Origin of the sequence: Brevundimonas sp. (assembly GCF_036400995.1) — a bacterium.
Taxonomy (GTDB): domain Bacteria; phylum Pseudomonadota; class Alphaproteobacteria; order Caulobacterales; family Caulobacteraceae; genus Brevundimonas.
In genome coordinates, this window is sequence record NZ_DASWWG010000051.1 from 1 (window position 1) to 17,705 (window position 17,705).

The 17,705-nt window shown below is 68.8% G+C and carries 20 protein-coding genes; 12 read left to right on the plus strand and 8 right to left on the minus strand.

Annotated elements, in window-relative coordinates:
- The 5 genes from VGE03_RS06805 to VGE03_RS06825 form a co-directional block, all read right to left on the minus strand.
- The coding region (locus VGE03_RS06805) for an Hpt domain-containing protein (RefSeq protein ID WP_331045719.1) at positions 1–908 on the minus strand (908 nt) is incomplete at its 3' end.
- Positions 909–922: 14 nt separating this feature from the next.
- Positions 923–1,288, minus strand: coding sequence for a response regulator (locus tag VGE03_RS06810; RefSeq protein WP_331045720.1), 366 nt, complete (start codon positions 1,286–1,288; stop codon positions 923–925).
- Positions 1,285–1,572 carry an STAS domain-containing protein gene (locus tag VGE03_RS06815; protein WP_331045721.1) on the minus strand — a complete coding sequence of 96 codons (288 nt, stop codon included), beginning with the start codon at positions 1,570–1,572 and terminating at the stop codon, positions 1,285–1,287. The genes VGE03_RS06810 and VGE03_RS06815 overlap by 4 nt, the downstream gene beginning before the upstream one ends.
- Positions 1,572–3,500, minus strand: coding sequence for a methyl-accepting chemotaxis protein (locus tag VGE03_RS06820; RefSeq protein WP_331045722.1), 1,929 nt, complete (start codon positions 3,498–3,500; stop codon positions 1,572–1,574). The genes VGE03_RS06815 and VGE03_RS06820 overlap by 1 nt, the downstream gene beginning before the upstream one ends.
- 29 nt (positions 3,501–3,529) lie before the next feature.
- Positions 3,530–4,237, minus strand: a complete 708-nt coding sequence (locus VGE03_RS06825) for a TorF family putative porin (protein ID WP_331045723.1) — start codon at positions 4,235–4,237, stop codon at positions 3,530–3,532.
- A gap of 408 nt (positions 4,238–4,645) precedes the next feature.
- On the opposite strand from VGE03_RS06825, the gene VGE03_RS06830 reads away from it, so the two are divergent.
- From VGE03_RS06830 to VGE03_RS06855, 6 genes are all read left to right on the plus strand, one after another.
- A complete protein-coding gene (locus tag VGE03_RS06830) occupies positions 4,646–6,073 on the plus strand; it encodes an ATP-binding protein (RefSeq protein WP_331045724.1) in 1,428 nt (475 codons plus the stop codon).
- Positions 6,070–6,690, plus strand: coding sequence for a response regulator transcription factor (locus VGE03_RS06835; RefSeq protein WP_331045725.1), 621 nt, complete (start codon positions 6,070–6,072; stop codon positions 6,688–6,690). Before VGE03_RS06830 ends, VGE03_RS06835 begins: the two co-directional genes overlap by 4 nt.
- A 90-nt stretch (positions 6,691–6,780) precedes the next feature.
- Complete coding sequence (locus VGE03_RS06840; RefSeq protein ID WP_331045726.1) at positions 6,781–7,197, plus strand: acyl-CoA thioesterase; 417 nt, start codon at positions 6,781–6,783, stop codon at positions 7,195–7,197.
- A gap of 31 nt (positions 7,198–7,228) precedes the next feature.
- On the plus strand, positions 7,229–7,591 hold the full coding sequence (locus tag VGE03_RS06845) for a hypothetical protein (protein ID WP_331045727.1): 363 nt from the start codon (positions 7,229–7,231) through the stop codon (positions 7,589–7,591).
- A 31-nt stretch (positions 7,592–7,622) separates the two neighbouring features.
- A complete protein-coding gene (gene def, locus VGE03_RS06850) occupies positions 7,623–8,213 on the plus strand; it encodes a peptide deformylase (RefSeq protein WP_331045728.1) in 591 nt (196 codons plus the stop codon).
- A complete protein-coding gene (locus tag VGE03_RS06855; RefSeq protein WP_331045729.1) occupies positions 8,213–8,440 on the plus strand; it encodes a hypothetical protein in 228 nt (75 codons plus the stop codon). Before def ends, VGE03_RS06855 begins: the two co-directional genes overlap by 1 nt.
- Positions 8,441–8,502: 62 nt before the next feature.
- Here the strand turns inward: VGE03_RS06855 and VGE03_RS06860 are convergent, their stop codons facing one another.
- Positions 8,503–8,847, minus strand: coding sequence for a hypothetical protein (locus VGE03_RS06860; protein WP_331045730.1), 345 nt, complete (start codon positions 8,845–8,847; stop codon positions 8,503–8,505).
- A gap of 122 nt (positions 8,848–8,969) precedes the next feature.
- Here VGE03_RS06860 and fmt point away from each other — a divergent pair, with 122 nt between their 5' ends.
- Entirely contained in the window at positions 8,970–9,896 is a 927-nt protein-coding gene (gene fmt, locus VGE03_RS06865; protein WP_331045731.1) for a methionyl-tRNA formyltransferase, read from the plus strand.
- On the plus strand, positions 9,896–10,633 hold the full coding sequence (gene truA, locus VGE03_RS06870; protein ID WP_331045732.1) for a tRNA pseudouridine(38-40) synthase TruA: 738 nt from the start codon (positions 9,896–9,898) through the stop codon (positions 10,631–10,633). Before fmt ends, truA begins: the two co-directional genes overlap by 1 nt.
- Here the strand turns inward: truA and VGE03_RS06875 are convergent.
- Together VGE03_RS06875 and VGE03_RS06880 are read right to left on the minus strand one after the other, a co-directional pair.
- The gene (locus VGE03_RS06875) at positions 10,630–11,022 is read right to left on the minus strand and encodes a YidB family protein (protein WP_414644903.1); all 393 of its coding nucleotides are present in this window, start codon (positions 11,020–11,022) and stop codon (positions 10,630–10,632) included. The two genes, truA and VGE03_RS06875, sit on opposite strands and share 4 nt — an antisense overlap.
- A 125-nt stretch (positions 11,023–11,147) precedes the next feature.
- Positions 11,148–11,285, minus strand: coding sequence for an entericidin A/B family lipoprotein (locus VGE03_RS06880; protein WP_331045733.1), 138 nt, complete (start codon positions 11,283–11,285; stop codon positions 11,148–11,150).
- Positions 11,286–11,384: 99 nt separating this feature from the next.
- On the opposite strand from VGE03_RS06880, the gene VGE03_RS06885 reads away from it, so the two are divergent.
- The 4 genes from VGE03_RS06885 to VGE03_RS06900 are packed head-to-tail and all read left to right on the plus strand — an operon-like array spanning position 11,385 to position 17,695.
- Complete coding sequence (locus VGE03_RS06885; RefSeq protein WP_331045734.1) at positions 11,385–13,046, plus strand: thiamine pyrophosphate-dependent enzyme; 1,662 nt, start codon at positions 11,385–11,387, stop codon at positions 13,044–13,046.
- A gap of 8 nt (positions 13,047–13,054) precedes the next feature.
- Entirely contained in the window at positions 13,055–13,501 is a 447-nt protein-coding gene (locus VGE03_RS06890) for a hypothetical protein (protein ID WP_331045735.1), read from the plus strand.
- 45 nt (positions 13,502–13,546) lie between these two features.
- Positions 13,547–16,456 carry a DNA polymerase I gene (polA, locus tag VGE03_RS06895; RefSeq protein ID WP_331045736.1) on the plus strand — a complete coding sequence of 970 codons (2,910 nt, stop codon included), beginning with the start codon at positions 13,547–13,549 and terminating at the stop codon, positions 16,454–16,456.
- Positions 16,457–16,474: 18 nt separating this feature from the next.
- Positions 16,475–17,695 (plus strand): NAD(P)/FAD-dependent oxidoreductase, encoded by a 1,221-nt coding sequence (locus VGE03_RS06900; RefSeq protein WP_331045737.1) that lies wholly within the window; start codon positions 16,475–16,477, stop codon positions 17,693–17,695.
- Positions 17,696–17,705: the final 10 nt, after the last annotated feature.

Sequence of the window (17,705 nt, forward strand, 5' to 3'; positions counted from 1 at the left end):
GCGATGTCGAGATCCGCGGCCGGCGCCGGGGCCGCGGGCGCCAGGGCGGGCAGCTCGGGCAGTTCGGGCGCGGCCGGGGCGCTGTCCCCGCCCAGCGGGGTAACGCTCAGATCGCAGTCCGTCTCGACGAAGTCGAAGACCTCGCGCACGGCCGCCTCGGTGACGGGCGCGGCCAGCTCGATGGTCCAGATCAGGTGGTTCTCCTCAACGTCCAGAACGTCGAGGGCGGGAACGGCGCTGTCGTCCAGCGACACGGTGATCGGGCCCAGGCGGCCCAGTTCACGCAGCAGCAGGCCGGTCTCGTTGGCGTGGGCGTACATGGCGCCGTGCGGACGGAAGACGATCCGCCAGCCGGCGTCGGCCGACGGCGTCGGCAGCGGCGGCAGGTCCAGCGAAGGCAGGCCCACCGGGGGCAGATCCGCCAAGGGCGCGCCGCCCAGCGGCGGCAGGCCGACGGCCAGGGGGGTGAAGCCGAAGTCGTCTTCCTCCTCCTCGACGGCGGCGCCGGGGACCGAGGCCTCGCCGTGGGTCAGGACCTCCATCTCCGCGACCAGACCGGCCGAGCGGGCCTCGTCGACCTCGGGGATGCGGCCCTGGGCGGCGGCGACGTGGTCGGCCAGCACGTCCGAGGCGCGTAGCAGGGTGCGGACAGTGACCTCGTCACACTCCTTGCGACCCGCGCGCAGCTCATCCATCAGGGTTTCGAAGACGTGGGCGAAGCGAACCAGCGCCTCCAGACCGAAGGCGCCCGCGCCGCCCTTGACCGAGTGAACGGCCCGGAAGACGGCGTTGATGGTCTCCAGATCGGTCTGACCCGACTCCAGCACCAGCAGCTTGGCCTCCAGGTCCGCGAGCAGTTCGTCGCATTCCTGGAAGAAGGTGGCCTTGATCGCTTCGAAGGCGTCCACGTGAACCTCTGTCCTCAGGCGGCGACGCGGCGGACGGCGTCCACCAGCTTGGCCGGGTCGAAGGGTTTGACGATCCAGCCGGTCGCGCCGGCGGCCCGGGCGCGGGCCTTCTTCTCGGCGTCGCTCTCGGTGGTCAGCACCAGAACGGGGGTGTGACGATGGTTCGGATCGGCGCGCACGCCCTCGATCACGCCGAAGCCGTCCATGCGCGGCATGTTGATGTCGGTGATCACCACATCCGCGCCGTTGGCGGCCAGGACTTCCAGCCCGTCCACGCCGTCGACGGCCTGGATGACGCGGTAGCCCGCATCCTCCAGCGCCATCAGCAGCATGTCGCGCATGGTGCGGGAATCATCGACGGTCAGAACGGTCTTGGTCACGCGGCGGCTCCCACGGGTGCGGTGTCGAGGGGGGCCGCGCCGAACGCGGCCCATTGTTCAGGGAAGGCGGAAGAGTCGTCGCCGGTCGTCACGACGAACGGCTGGCCGTCGGCGGCCCAGGTCGAACGGGCCGACAGCAGGACCTGCAGGCACAGGCCGCCCAGACGATCGACCGCCGAGGCGTCGACCGTCAGGGGCTGCCCGCGCAGGCCGAGAATCTCGGCCTGCAACGGACCCGCGGCGCGGATGTCCAGCACGGAAGGAAGGACGACGGCGGCGCTCATCAGAACTCCTCCCAGCCGTCCTCGACGGCCTGCGACTTCAGGGCGGCGCCGCCGCGGCCGGTGGCGCGCATCTGCGGCACGGGCGCGTGGGCGGCGGGACGGTGGGCCGCCGGAGCCGGGGCGCGGGCGGCCTGGACGCTGCCGTCGCCGATACGGAAGCGCGAGACCGAGGCGGCCAGGCTTTCGGCTTCCTGGCTCAGCGAATGACTGGCGGCGGTGGACTGCTCGACCATGGCCGCATTCTGCTGCGTGACCTGATCCATCTGGTTAACGGCGGTGTTGACCTGTTGCAGGCCGACCGCCTGCTCCTGGGCCGAGGCCGCGATTTCCGAGACCAGGCTGTCGATCTCGGCGACGCGGCTGACGATGCGCTGCAGCGCCTCGCCGGTCTGGCCGACCAGATTGACGCCCGAGGCGACCTGCGCGCCCGAAGCCGAGATCAGGGTCTTGATCTCCTTGGCGGCTTCGGCCGAACGCTGGGCCAGCGCCCGCACTTCCGAGGCCACCACCGCGAAGCCGCGGCCGGCGTCGCCCGCACGGGCGGCTTCCACGCCGGCGTTCAGGGCCAGCAGGTTGGTCTGGAAGGCGATCTCGTCGATCACGCCGATGATCTGGCTGATCTGGGTGGCCGACTGTTCGATGGCGCTCATGGCGGCGACGGCGTCACGGACGACGACGCCCGAGGTTTCGGCGTCGCCACGCGCGCCCTGGACCACGTCCGAGGCCTGGCGGGCGCCCGAGGCGGTCTTGTTCACCGTGGCGGTGATCTCGTCCAGGGCTGCGGCGGTCTCTTCCAGCGAAGCGGCCTGCTGCTCGGTGCGGCGCGACAGGTCGTCGGCCGCGTGGCTGATCTCGCCCGAACCCGAGCGGATGGCCGAGACGTTCGAAACGACCACCGACATGGCCTCCTTCAGCTGGGCGATGGCCGCGTTGAAGTCCGACTGCAGCTTCACATAGTGGGTCGGGAAGGTCTGGGTCAGGCGGTAGGTCAGGTCACCGGCGCTGAGACGCTCCAGACCTTCAGCCAGGGCGGAGACGACGAGCGCCTGCTCCTCGGCCGCGGCTTCGCTGGCGGTCAGGTTGCGACGGCGTTCTTCCTCGGCCTTCTCGCGGGCGTCGGCGGCCTCGGCCTCGACGCGGACCTTCTCGATGGCGGCGTCGCGGAAGGCGATGATCGCCTGGCCCATGGCGCCGAACTCGTCCTTCCGGGTGGCTTCCGGGACCTGCAGCGAGGTGTCGCCGCTGATCAGGCGCTTCATGTGGGCGACCATCTTCATCACCGGACCGCCGATGCCGCGGGTCAGGGCGAAGCCGGCCAGCAGCGACAGGATGATCGCGGCGCCGATGCCGATGCCGAGGGTCCACTTGGCGGTGTTCGACGCGACGTCCTGGGCGGCGCGAACGCGTTCCAGTTCAGCCATGTTGTCCTGCTTGATGGCGTCCAGGGCGCTTTCGACCGGCTCCATGATCTGGTCGGCCGAGCCGCTGCGGCCCACCATGGCGATGGCGCGCGACTGGGTTTCCGGATCGCGGGCCAGTTCGGCGCCGCGAACCACGACGTGATCGAACCAGGCGTCAGCGGTGCTTTCCAGCCCCTCGATGTCCGCCAGTTGTTGCTCGTTGGCGTTCTCGGTGAGTTCCTGAAGCGCCTGCTTGAACGACGCACGGTGCGCGGTGGCGCGCTCGATGTAGTAGTCGTCGCCGGTCAGCAGGAAGCCGCGGAAGCTGTTCTCCTGGCGGGCCAGGTAGAACTCGGCCGAGGCCGTCGAACGGACCATGGCGTTGGCGGCCGAACGTTCAGCCCCCGCCTTGTCGAGCGCGACCATCTGCATGAAGACGACGGCGCCCATGACGGCGATGGCCGTCAGCACGCAGGCGAAGGCCAGGAACAGTTTCCGGCCGACTGGCAAGTTGTTCAGAAAATTCACGTTGAGACCCCGGACGTTCAAAACTGAAATCAGAAGGCGAAGGTGAGCGCGCCGACCAGACGGCCGTCGTAGCTATCGCCCAGATCGTGTTGGTCAGTGTCGTACCAGCGGACATCCACCGAGATGGCTTCGGTCAGCTTGTGCTTCACGCCCACGTTCCAGGCGGTGTAGTCGGCGCCGCCGTGGGCCCGGCGGGTGCCGAGCGCGGCCGAGGCCTTGGTCTTGGACGAAATCTTGTAGGCGGCCTGCGCCTCGACCCACCAGGCTTCCTCGGTCGAGGCGAAGCCGTCGGGGGTGTAGTTCACACGGACCCGGCCGCTGACCGGGCCGACGCTGCGCGAGACGTCAGCCTGATATTCCCAGTAGTTGGAATCGACGCCGGCGGCGGTGCCGGGCAGGTCACGGTTAAGAACCGCGAAGTCCCATTCGAAGCCGAGGGCTTCGGGAGCCCAGCCGACGGTGGTGATGATTTCCGCGTCCGAACCCTGCGAAAGTTCGGCGGTCGAGGCGAAGACGCTGGCGTGGAAGTCACCTTCGGTGACCTCGACCTGGCCCGACCAGGCGACCTCGCCGTTACTCTTGGCCGCGCCCTTGCCCATGTACTCGCTGGCGACGCCGACCTGGAAATCGATTTCCGGATCCGCAGCCGCAGGACCCGCAATGAGGGCCGCAGCGGCGAAGATGGTGCTGAAGAGGACGCCGGTCCGGCGGACTGCTTTGATAGTGAAGGAGGACATTCTTACCCCTGAGTGTTTCAGGCATCCTCGGGGTAACGCTAATATTCTTCGTAAACCTTACCGTACGTACAAACTCGTAAGCATAGGTGAAATTACGTGGTTCGCAGAACCGCGAGGCCTGAAACGGGGGCTTTCAGCGGCTTGCGGGGGCCGCCGGGAACCGGCAAATGTGAAGCTTCTGTTGCGCGCTGAATCTCCGACGGCCGAGACCGACGGACAGCCTGCCCCGACAAGGGCCAAGCTTTTTCATCGCGCCCCGACATATACGTATTTTCCCCTAGGCGGATAATTGGTATGCCTGATCCGGTTGGGAAAAGGGTCCCGATTCAGGGAGGGGTCGATCCGATAACCGGGATCGATCTGGGAAAAGTGAGCGGAACACGCTCGGCGGCGGAGATTCTGTTCTCCATGGCCACCATTCGCACCTATCGCGGATGGCGCGCCTATCTGCTTGCGATCCTGTCCGTCCTGGCCTGCTTCGCCCTCCGCGCCGCCTTGGAGACGATCGGCCAGTTCTACTACCTGCCCATGGTCCCGGCGGTGGTGATCACCGCCATGCTGGCGCGGCGGGCTCCGACCGCCCTGGCGATCACCCTGTCCGTCATCGGCAATGTTCTGCTGGTGCCGCGCGAGAGCGTGACCGACACCGCCGTCAACGCCGGGCTCTTCATCGCGGTCGGCTGGCTGGTGGCCGAGATCTGCTGGGCCCAGCGCCGCATGCATCGTCGGTCGATGGAGCTGACCCGGACCCTGGCCGGCCGCAACGCCGTGCTGGACACCGTGCTGGCGACGGTGCCGGTGGTGATCCTGGACCGGGAGGGCCGCATCCGTCGCCTGACGCCGGCCGCCGCCAGCCTGTTCGGCGTCGACAGCGCCTCGACCGCCGGACGGGCGTTCGGCGATCTTGTGCACGGCTTCGATCTGCGCCGACTGGACGGCAAGGCCTCGAACGGGCCGCTGGAAGCCCCCACCGGCCACTGGATCGGACGACGGCCTGACGGTCGCCCGCTGATCCTGAGCCTACAGATGGGCGTCATGCCGGAAGCCTCGGAGGAGGATTACGCCGCCGTCTGCGTGACCGACCTGACCGAGGCGGAACTCGCCACCGAACGGGCCCGCGATCTGGACATCCAGCTACACCACGTCTGGCGGCTGAACTCCCTCGGTGAAATGGCCGCGACCCTCGCCCACGAGCTGAACCAGCCGCTGAGCGCCGCGACCACCTACATGCAGGCCAGCCAGCGCGACATCGAACGCGTCGGGCTGATCGGCCAGAGCGCCGGCCGCACCCTCGAACTGGCCAAGGGACAGATCCTCCGGGCCGGGACGATCATCCGCCGCATGCGGGATATGCTGACCACCGGCACCCGCAGCATGGGAAGCGAGACCGTTTCCTCGATGATCGAGGATCTGGGCCCCGCTTTCGCCCTTATTGGTCGTGATAGGGGCGTCGAAATCCGCACAGATATCGCGAGCAGCGATGATGTGGTGCGGGCTGAGCGTATCCAGTTTCAACAAGCCCTGATCAACCTGGTCCGCAACGCCGCCGAGGCGGTTGCCGATCAGGCGAAACCCGTGGTGGTGATCCGGGGCCGGCCCCTTGGGCAGGAGGGATATCGGGTGACGGTAGAAGACAACGGCCCCGGCATTCCGGGCGGCGCGATCGAGAACATCTTCCGCCCGATGACCACCACCAAGTCGTCCGGCATGGGGCTGGGACTGTCCGTCACGCGCACCATTGTCGAAAGCCACAACGGAACCCTGACCGTCGGCCGCAGCGAGGCCCTGGGCGGCGCCGCCTTCACCGTCGATCTGCCGCGAGGGGATGAGGCATGAGCGCGATCCGGCATTCGGTCTTCGTTATCGACGACGACGCGGCGGTCCGCGATTCCCTGCTCCACCTGCTGCGCAGCGAGGGCGTCCGGGCGCGCGGCTTCGCCAGCGGCGCCGACTTCTTCGCCAACCTGCCGGAAGACCGCTCCGCCTGCGTGATCACCGATGTCCGCATGCCGGGCATGGACGGCGGCGAGGTCGTGCGACGCCTGACCCGGCTGAACGACCGCGCCTGGCCGGTCATCGTCTTCACCGGCCACGCCGATGTGCCGATGGCCGTGCAGCTGATGAAGGCGGGCGTCATCGACTTCATCGAGAAGCCGTTTGATCCCAGCCGGATGCTCGAGACGGTCAAGGGGGCGCTCGACCGGCTCGACGACCTGTCCGCCCGTCACGAGATGCGGCTGGAGGTTGATCGCAAGCTGGCCACCCTGACCCCGCGCGAGCGCCAGGTCTTCGACGCCCTGATCGAGGGCCGCTCGAACAAGGAAATCGCCCAGTTGCTGGAGATCAGCCCGCGCACGGTCGAGATCTTCCGCTCCAAGGTCATGGACAAGATGCAGGCCGACAGCCTGTCGGCGCTGGTCCGCATGGGGCTGTCGGCGACACCCGGCGGCTGATCGGGACGGCCGATCTTGTGATCCGGACGGCGGCGGCCGATATGGACCGCCTCCTTCCCCACGGGCCTCCCCGCCCGAGAAAGCCCGCCCATGAGCCAGGACACCGCCCCCACCCCGCCGACCGGACAGCCCGTCGGCCGCGTGATCGCCATGCCCGCCGACACCAACCCCGAGGGCGACATCTTCGGCGGCTGGCTGCTGGCCCAGATGGACCTCGCCGGCGCCACTCCGGCCTTCGAGGTGGCCCAGGGCCGCTGCGCCACGGTCGCGCTGGACGGCATGGTCTTCCACCAGCCGGTCTCGGTCGGTGACGAGGTCTCGATCTACGCCACCGTCATCAAGACCGGCCGCACCTCGATCCGGGTCCACGTCGAGGCCTGGAAGCGCCCACGCAACCTGGTCGGCGCGGAGTCGGTTCGCGTGACCGAAGGCGTGTTCACCTATGTCGCCATCGACAGGGACCGGAAACCCCGTCCGCTCCCGACGCTGGACAACCCGGCCGCCTGACGCGAAGGTCGCGACCGGGGGAGTTCAGTCCATGTATGTCGCTATCGGGGCCAGCCTGGCCGGTATCTATCTGATCCTGAAGGATCTGTTTCCGTACCTTGAGGCGCAGAGCACGGGCGTGCTGTACACCCGCGGGCACAATCGCCGCAGGGTCCTTCGCGCCGAGGAGCCGGATCGCTTCAGGGTCCTGCTGAAGAACCGGACCAACGGCATGCTGATCGGCCTGATGGCCGTCGGTTTCGGCGTCCTGTGGGCCTTCCTCGGCCTGCTGGCCCTGATCGCCCTGATCCCTATCGGCCTGGGCATGACCGCCCTGCTGCGCGGGCCCGGAAAGGCCGGCGTCCAGCGCGCCGAGGCCGCGCCGATAACCCCTCAGGACACTGGGAAATCTTGACGTTTCGGCCCTGTGCGCCTACCTCGCGGGCATGGCCGTCCGTCGCATCCTCACCATCGACAACGCCGCCGACCTGGCGGTGCTGAAGCAGATCTCCACCCCGGTCGAGGGACCGGTCACCGATGAGCTGCGCGCTCTGATGGATGACATGCTGGACACCATGTACGACGCGCCGGGCATCGGCCTCGCCGCCGTGCAGATCGGCGACACCCGCCGGGTGATCGTCATGGACCTGGGCGACAAGGGCGGCGAGGTCGACGACGTCGATCCGTCGAAGATGAGCAAGGAAGAGCGCGAACAGTGGGAGGCCGAGCGCCGCAACCCCCGCTACTTCGTCAATCCCGAGATCGTCTGGGCCTCGGAAGAGCTGTTCACCTACGAGGAGGGCTGCCTGTCGGTGCCGGAGTATTTCGACGCCGTCGAACGCCCCGCCCGCGTCCGCCTGAAATACATGAACTACGCCGGTCAGACGGTCGAGGAAGAGGCCGAGGGCCTGTTCGCCGTCTGCATCCAGCACGAGATGGATCACCTGCAGGGCGTCCTCTTCATCGACCACCTGTCGCGCCTGAAGCGGGAACGCGCCGTGGCCAAGGTGAAGAAGGCCGCGAGGATGGCCGCCTGATGGCTCGTCTGAAGCGCAACCGCGACCGCATCATCGACACCCGCGGCCGTCGCCGCCTGACCCGCAACGAGAAGGTGGGCGTGGCCTCGGTCGCGACCATCGTCGGCGTCGCCGCCATCGGCGTGGTCGCCGGCCTGCTGCTGGACCGTCTGCTCGACTTCGACGACGCCCTGGACGCCGGCGGCGAGTGGGATGAAGGCGGCGGCGTCTTCACGCGCTGGGACTGACGCGCGAGCAGCCTCATCCCCGACCCGCCGAAAGCGGACTTCTCGGGCGTCTGTTGAGGCGGCTAGCGGATATCGGACCCGAGATAATCCGGCTCACGTTCCGTCCAACCGACGTAACAATCTTCGTGGATCAGCGCGATCAGCGTCGTTCCGTCCTGGCCACGATATGCAACCTGGGCGCCGAAACCCCGACCGTCATTCAGCGCATCGACCCAAGCCGAGCTCGTTGCAAAGTTCTGCTGAACGGAGGGGCGTGATCGGGACAGCATATGTTGTTTGGCGACGTCGGCAATGCTGACCGCCTCTTCATGCGTGATCGCCGCGCATTCATTCGAAGGAGGTTGCGCGCAACCGCAAAGAGCCCCGACGGACGCGATGGCGATCCCTAGAATAGCAATCGTGCGCACGAGGATGCCTCGCCCTATTCTGTCCCGGAGTCTTCAGCAACGACGGCCGACATCAGAGCTGTCAAGATGCACCTAGCCCCTACGCCTTGTCGCTGACGGCCGCATAGGGCAAACCGCCGCGCATGCGCCTCGCCTTCATGGGTACCCCCGACTTCGCCGTGCCGTCGCTGGCCGAACTGATCGCCAGCGGTCATGAGGTCGTGGCCGTCTACTCCCAGCCGCCGAAGCCGCGCGGGCGCGGCCAGAAGCTGACGCCCTCGCCGGTCCACGCCTTCGCCGAGACCATGGGGCTGCCGGTCTTCACCCCGGACAGCATGAAGTCGCCCGAGGCCATCGCCGACTTCGTCAGCCTTGAACTCGACGCCGCCTGCGTGGTCGCCTACGGCCAGATCCTGAAGACCGAGGTGCTGGAGGCGCCGCGTCTGGGCTGTTTCAACCTGCATGGCTCCCTGCTGCCCCGCTGGCGCGGCGCCGCCCCGATCCAACGCGCCATCATGGCGGGGGACAGGCAGACCGGCGTGCAGATCATGCGCATGTCCGAGGGTCTGGACGAGGGCGACATCCTGCTGTCCGAAATCATGGACATTCGCGCCGACGACACCGCCGCCACCCTGTCGGAGCGGATGTCGCACACCGGCGCCAGCCTGTGGCCGCGGGCCCTGGCGGCGATCGACCGGGGCGGCGCCGAGGGCACGCCACAGGTCGGGGAACCGACCTACGCCCGCAAGATCACCCCCGCCGAGGCCCGCATCGACTGGTCACGCCCCGCCGCCGAGGTGGACGCCCACATTCGCGGCCTGTCCCCCTTCCCCGGCGCCTGGTTCGAGGCCCCCGGCCCGGACGGCCCGGTGCGGATCAAGGCCCTGCTGTCGGGTCTCGCTGGGGGATCGGCCGCGCCCGGCACCGTGCTGGACGGCGACGGCCTGAACATCGCCTGCGGCGAGGGCGCGGTGCGCCTGATCCGCGTCCAGCGCGAGGGCAAGGCCCAGCAGGCGGCGGATGAGATGCTCCGCGGCTTCCCGGTGCTCGCCGGAACGGTTCTGGCCTGATGGCCCGCTACCGGCTGACCGTCGAGTACGACGGCTCGGGCTACAACGGTTTCCAGGTTCAGGCCGGGCAGCCGACGGTTCAGGGCGCGCTGGAGGCGGCGATCAAGGCCTTCTCGGGCCAGAGCATCCGACTGGCCGCCGCCGGACGCACCGACACGGGCGTGCATGCGACCGGTCAGGTGGTCAGCTTCGATCTGGAGAAGGACTGGCCCGAGCACACGGTCATGAACGCCATGAACGCCCACCTGATCACCGAGCGGGTGTCGGTGCTGGACTGTGTGGCGGTCGATGACGAATGGCACGCCCGCTTCTCGGCCACCGGGCGCAAATACCTGTACCGCATCCTGAACCGTCCGGGCCGCCCGGCGCTGGATCTGGGCCGGGTCTGGCATGTGAAGAAGCCGCTGGATGCGGACGCCATGCATGCGGCGGCGCAGGCGCTCGTCGGCCTGCACGACTTCACCACCTTCCGCGATGTGAACTGCCAGTCAGCCTCACCCGAAAAGACGCTGGATGTCGCTCGCGTCACCCGCGTCGGTGATGAGGTTCATCTGGTGTTCGAGGCGCGCAGCTTCCTGCACCGGCAGGTCCGCTCGATGACCGGCACCCTGGTCGAGGTGGGCCTGGGACGCTGGGCAATCGAGGATGTGGCGAAGGCGCTGGAAGCACGGGACCGCAGCGCTTGCGGCCCCGTCGCCCCATCCGACGGCCTCTATCTGACCGGGGTCGTCTACTAGCGTTTCAGGAAGCCGCCGATCATGTCGCCGAGCCCGCCCGGCAACTGATCCAGAAGACCGTCGGCGCCGTCGGCCGATCCGCCGGGCGTCAGACGATCCACGGCCTCAGGCAGGAGACCGGCGAGGGTCTCACTGGCCTGTTCCGGCGAGACGCCCAGCTTGCGGGCGAAGTCCGCGACCGGGCCCGAGCCCAGAACCTGACTGATCTGTTCGGGAGAAATCCCGGCGTTCGAGCCCGAGCCGATCCACGAACCGACCACGTCGCCCAGGCCGTTCTGCCCGAATTTCTCGGCCAGCCCGGCGACGCCGCCCTGGCCTTTCAGCAGGTCGGCGATGCCGCCCCCGGCGTCCTTGCCCAGTCCGCCCATCACATCGTCCAGAAGTCCCATGGTCCTGCCTCCGTGCGGCCGCCTCAGCGCGACAGGGACAAGCTAGCTCACGGATGCGACGCGCGGGCAACGAAAAGGCCCGCCGGGCGACCGGCGGGCCTCTCACGTCCTCGGGAGCGTTAGCCTTAGCGGCGGGCGCTCTCGGCGCCGCCGGTCACGGCGTCGCCGGCGGCAGAGACGTCACGGCCGACGCCCGAGATGGTGTTGCAGGCCGACACGGCGAGGGCGGCGGCGACGATGGTCAGGGCGATAATCTTCTTCATTGGGTGATCCCCGTTCTGGCGTTGAACCTGTGCCGTAAACGCAAGCGTGGCCGTGCGGTTGCATGGCCAAGTTCGGGGACGATCTGCTAGATCGACCGGATGACCCAGCCCGCGAACACCGCCGCCCGCCGCCTTGTCGATACGCTCGTGATGAACGGGGTCGACCGCGTCTTCTGCGTCCCGGGCGAAAGCTATCTGGCCGTGCTGGACGCACTGGCCGATGTGCGCGACCGGATTCAGGTCATCGCCTGCCGTCATGAGGCGGGCGCCGCCAACATGGCCGAGGCCTACGGCAAGCTGACGGGCAAGCCGGGCGTTTGCATGGTCACCCGCGGGCCGGGCGCCACCCACGCCTCCATCGGGGTGCACACGGCGCATCAGGACTCGACCCCGATGATCCTGTTCGTCGGCCAGATCGCCCTGACCGACCGCGGTCGCGGCGCCTTCCAGGAGGTGGACTACCGCGAAGTGTTCGGCGGACTGGCCAAGTGGGCGACCGAGCTGGAGAGCCCCGAGCGCACCGTCGAGGTGGTCGGGCGCGCCTTCTCCACCGCCCTGCAGGGCCGGATGGGCCCGGTCGTCATCGCCCTGCCCGAGGACATCCTGCACGAGGACGGCGGCCCCGCCCCGGCGCGCCCGGTGGTTCCGGCGAAAGCCGCGCCCGATCCCGCCTTCATCGCCACGCTTCAGGACAAGCTGTCGAAGGCCGAACGCCCGCTCCTGGTGCTGGGCGGCTCCGGCTGGAGCGACGAGGCGACCAGCGTCCTCGGCGACTGGGCCGAGCGACTGGGCCTGCCGGTCGCCCTGTCCTTCCGCCGCAAGGACCTGATCGCCAACGACCGACCCAACTATGCCGGTGACCTCGGCCTCGGCCCCAATCCGAAGCTGATCGCCCGGGTGAAGGCCGCCGACCTGATCATCGCGGTCGGCGCGCGACTGGGGGAGAACCCGACGCTGGGCTACACCCTGCTGACCCGCGAGGGCACGGCGCAGACGCTGGTGCACAGCCACCCGGGCGCGGAAGAGATCGGCCGCGTCTGGCCGGTCCTGCTGGGCGGTGTGGCCGACAACTCCCTCGCCGCGCTGGCGATCGCGACGATCGAGCCCGGCCGTGACTGGCGCGATCAGGCCGTCGAGGCCCATGCCGACTATCAGGCCTTCATCGCCCCGGTCAGCGTGACCGGCGCTGTAAACATGAGCGAGGTCATCCGCCACATCACCGAGGTCCTGCCCGCGGACGCCATCCTGACCAATGGCGCCGGGAACTTCGCCGCCTGGCTTCACCGCTTCCACCGCCACAATGCCCGCCGCACCCAGTTGGCCCCGACCTCGGGCGCAATGGGCTACGGCTATCCGGCGGCGCTGGCGGCCAAGAGCCTTCGTCCGGACACGGACGTCATCTGCATCGCGGGCGACGGCGACTATCTGATGACCGGCCAGGAGATCGCCACGGCGGTCCAGTACGGCATCAACGTGGTGGTGGTGATCGTCGACAACGGCGTCTACGGCACCATCCGCATGCACCAGGAGACACACTATCCGGGCGCCGAGCGGGTCATGGCCACCGACCTGAAGAACCCCGACTTCGTGAAATACGCCGAGGCCTTCGGCGCCTTCGGCGTGCGCTGCGAGCGCACCGAGGAGTTCCCGGCCGCCTTCGCCGCCGCCCGGAACGCCGGACGGCCCGCCGTCGTTCACCTGATCACCTCGGCCGAGGACATCGCGCCCACCAGGACGATCACCGGCCTGCGATCCAAGTAGGAGCCGACATGCGCGCCACCGCCGTTTTGTGCACTAGCGCCCTCGCCCTGACCGCCTGCGCCAGCACGCCGGGCCAGCCCGGCGGGCAGGCGACCAACCAGAACGATTGCGCGGTGATCGCGGCGGTGGCCAAGGGGCACTACCGGTTCGGCCCGGAGAACGTCCCTCCGCCCCTGTGGCTGTTCAGCGAAGACGCCAGCTGGAAGCCACGCTGCGACTGGAGCCGCTACGGCGTCAGCTTCCCGACCACCCATGACCCGAACCGTCAGCACCAGCCCGGCGACCGGGTGCAGTGGGTGCAGTTCCAGAAGCCGGTCTATGACGGGCGCGGCGCGACCATCGAGGCGGGCATCCTGCACGGGCCCCTGGCCGGCATGGGCGTGCGCTGCCGCGTCGTGTCGGGCTTCGCCGGCTGGACCCTGGCCGGACAGTGCGAGAACACCTGGATCTCCTGACAACGCCCCGGTGACGCCGGACGCGGGCGCCCCTATGTTCGCGCCATGACCGACGCGACGCCCGAGACGACCGCCCACGACACGCCCGCGGAAGGCGGTCCCATCCGCCTGTGGATGATCGACGCCTCGGCCTACATCTTCCGCGCCTACCACGCCCTGCCGCCCCTGACCCGCAAGTCGGACGGCCTGCCGGTGGGCGCTGTGCAGGGCTATTCCAACATGCTGTGGAAGCTGCTGCGCGACATGAAGGGCGAGGACGGCCCGACCCATCTGGTGGCCATCTTCGACCACTCCGAGAAGACGTTCCGAAACAAACTCTACGACCAGTACAAGGCCCATCGCCCGCCGCCGCCGGAGGATCTGGTGCCCCAGTTCCCGCTGGTGCGCGAGGCGACGCAGGCGTTCGGCGTGCACTGCGTCGAACTGCCCGGCTACGAAGCCGACGACTTGATCGCCACCTATGCCCGACGGGTTCGGGAAGCGGGCGGCGAGGCCGTGATCGTGTCCTCCGACAAGGATCTGATGCAGCTGATCGGCCCGTCGGTGGTGATGTGGGACCCGATGAAGGATCGACGGCTGGCGGAAGAGGCCGTGTTCGAGAAATTCGGCGTCGGTCCGGAGAAGATGATCGATCTGCAGGCGCTGATCGGGGACAGCGTCGACAACGTGCCGGGCGCGCCGGGGATCGGGCCGAAGACGGCGGCCCAACTGCTGGACGAGTACGGCGATCTGGACACGCTGCTGGCGCGCGCCGGCGAGATCAAACAGCCGAAGCGGCGTGAGACCCTGATCAATTTCGCCGACCAGATCCGGCTCTCCCGCGAGCTGGTGAAGCTGGACGACGCGGCGCCGGCGCCCGAGCCGATCGAGGATTTCGCCGTGCGCGATCCCGATCCGGAGACCCTCGGCGCCTTCCTGGAGCTGATGGAGTTCCGCTCGCTGCGCACCCGCGTCGGAGACGGCAAGGCCCCGGCCAAGGACGGCTCGGCCTTCGCGGCGCGGCCGAAGCCGTTGACCGCCCCGGTCATCAGCCCCCGCTACGCCCCGCAGGCCGTCGCGACCGACGTCACGGTCCAGACCTTCGACCACGACGCCTATGTCTGTGTACAGACGATCGAGGCGCTGGACGTCTTCATCGCCCGCGCGGAAGAAGCCGGCGTGGTCGGTTTCGACACCGAGACCGACGCCCTGAGCGCCACCCACGCAGGCCTGTGCGGGGTCTCGCTGGCCATCGGGCCGAACGACGCCTGCTACATCCCCCTGACCCATGCGCTGGAGCCCCTGGCGGGCGGCGGCGGCCTGGACTTCGGCGACACGACCGACACGCGCGAGCCCCTGACCCAGATCGACAAGCCGACGGCCCTGACCCGGCTGAAGGCCCTGCTGGAAAACCCGGCGGTGCTGAAGGTCGGGCAGAACATCAAATACGACATCGCCGTCATGGCCGGGCGCGGGATCACCGTCGCCCCCTACGACGACACCATGCTGATCAGCTACGTCCTCGAGGGCGGGCTGCACGGGCACGGGATGGACGAACTGTCCCGCCTGCACCTGGGCCACGAGCCTATCCCGTTCAAGCAGGTGTGCGGCACGGGCAAGAGCCAGAAGTCGTTCAAACACGTCGAGCTGAAACCCGCGACGCAGTACGCGGCCGAGGACGCCGACGTGACCCTGCGCCTGTGGCGCATCCTGAAGCCGCAACTGGCGGAACAGGGCCTGGTCACCGTCTATGAGACCTTGGAGCGCGGCATGCCCGCGACCCTGGCGGCCATGGAGCGCGAGGGCGTCCGCGTCGATCCCGCCCGCCTGCGCGCGCTCTCCAGCGAGTTCGGGCTGAAGATGGCCGAGCTGGAGCAGAAGGCCCACGACCTGGCCGGCCGCCCGTTCAACATCGGCAGTCCCAAACAGATCGGCGACATCCTGTTCGGCGAGATGAACCTGCCCGGCGGCAAGAAGACCGCCAGCGGCCAGTGGGGCACCGACGCCAGCGTGCTGGAGGAACTGGCCCTCACCCACGACCTGCCGCGCGTCCTGCTGGACTGGCGCCAGCTGGCCAAGCTGAAGGGCACCTATACCGACGCCCTGATCGAGGCCGCCGACCCGACCACCGACCGGGTCCACACCAGCTATCAGCTGGCCGCCGCCACCACCGGCCGCCTGGCCTCCAGCGATCCCAACCTGCAGAACATCCCGATCCGCACGGCCACCGGCCGCCAGATCCGCCAGGCCTTCATCGCCGGCCCGGGCAATGTCCTGATCAGCGCCGACTACAGCCAGATCGAGCTGCGCCTGCTGGCCCACATCGGCGACATCCCGGAGCTGAAACGCGCCTTCAAGGCCGGGCAGGACATCCACGCCGCCACCGCCAGCGAGATGTTCAACGTCCCGCTGGACCAGATGGACCCCGAGACCCGCCGCCGCGCCAAGGCGATCAATTTCGGCATCGTCTACGGCATCTCCGCCTTCGGCCTGGCCGCCCAGCTGGGCATCGACCAGGGCGAGGCCGGCGCCTACATCAAGACCTATTTCGAGCGCTTCCCCGGCATCCGCGCATACATGGATGCGACGAAGGCCCAGGTGCGCGAGACGGGCACGGTCAGCACCGTCTTCGGCCGCCGCATCCACATCCCGGCCATTCACTCCAAGAGCGGCGCCGAGCGCCAGTTCGGCGAACGCGCCGCCATCAACGCCCCCATCCAGGGCGCGGCGGCCGACATCATCCGCCGGGCCATGGTGCGCATGCCCGCAGCCCTGACTGCCGCCGGCTTGTCAGAGGTGAAGATGCTGCTGCAGGTGCACGACGAACTGGTGTTCGAGTGTCCGGCGGAACAGGCGGATGCCGCGATCGTGGAGATCAGGCGGGTGATGGAGGGAGCGGCGGAGCCGGCCGTGGCGCTGTCGGTGCCGCTCGTGGTGGACGCGCGGGCGGCCTCGAACTGGGATGAGGCGCACTAGGCCCTCAATGGCGACCCAATGAAGACACTCGACGTCCTGATCGTCGGCGCGGGCGCCGCCGGAATGATGTGCGCTATCGAGGCCGGGCGGCGCGGCCGCTCGGTGCGGGTGGTGGACCATGCGCGGAACCCCGGCGAGAAGATCCGCATCTCGGGCGGCGGGCGCTGCAACTTCACCAACCTGGGGACCGGCCCGGCGAACTTCCTGGGCGAGAACCCGCGCTTCGCGACCTCGGCGCTGAAGCGGTTCACGCAACAGGACTTCATCAAGCGGGTCGACCGGGCGGGCATCGCCTGGCACGAAAAGACGCTGGGTCAGCTGTTCTGCGACGACAGCGCCAAACAGATCGTCCGCATGCTGACGGACGGCATGCGCGAGGCGGGCGCGACCCTGTCGATGGGGACGGCGGTAGACCGGATCAGCCGCGTGGACGGCGGCTTCGAGGCGGCGCTGTCGGACGGGAGCGTGGTGCGGGCGTCATCGCTGGTGCTGGCCACCGGCGGCAAGTCGATCCCCAAGATGGGGGCCACCGGCTGGGCCTATGAGACGGCGCGGCAGTTCGGGCTGAGGGTGACGGACACCCGGCCGGCGCTGGTGCCGCTGACGTTCGAGCCGGGGCTGCTGGAGAAGCTGGCGCCGCTGGCCGGGCTGTCGGTGGAGGCGGTGGTCAGCCATCGCGTGCCCGCGGACGGCGGGGCGCCGGGACGGCCGACGGGCGAGACCCGGTTCGCCGAGGGCCTGCTGTTCACCCACCGGGGCCTGTCAGGGCCGTCGATCCTGCAGATCAGCTCTTACTGGCGCGAGGGCGAGGCGATCACGGCGCGGATGGCGCCGGACGTGGACGTCTACGCCTTGCTGAAGGCCGCCAAGGAAGAGAACGGCAAGCAGATGGTGCACACGGCGCTGGGCCACATCGTCCCGCGCCGCCTGGCCGAGAGTGTCTGCGAGCGCGAGGGGGTGAAGGGCAAGCTGGCCGAGGTCGGCGACAAGGTCCTGCGCCGTCTGGACGAGGCGGTGAACGGCTGGACGGTGAAGCCGGTGGGGTCGGAGGGCTATCGCACCGCCGAGGTGACCTTGGGCGGCGTCGCCACCGACCAGCTGGACCAGCAGACGATGGAGGCCAAGGCGATCCCCGGCCTGTTCGTCATCGGCGAGGCGGCGGACGTCACCGGCTGGCTGGGCGGGTACAATTTCCAGTGGGCCTGGTCGTCGGGCTGGGCGGCAGGGCAGGCGGCCTAGGGTCGAGATT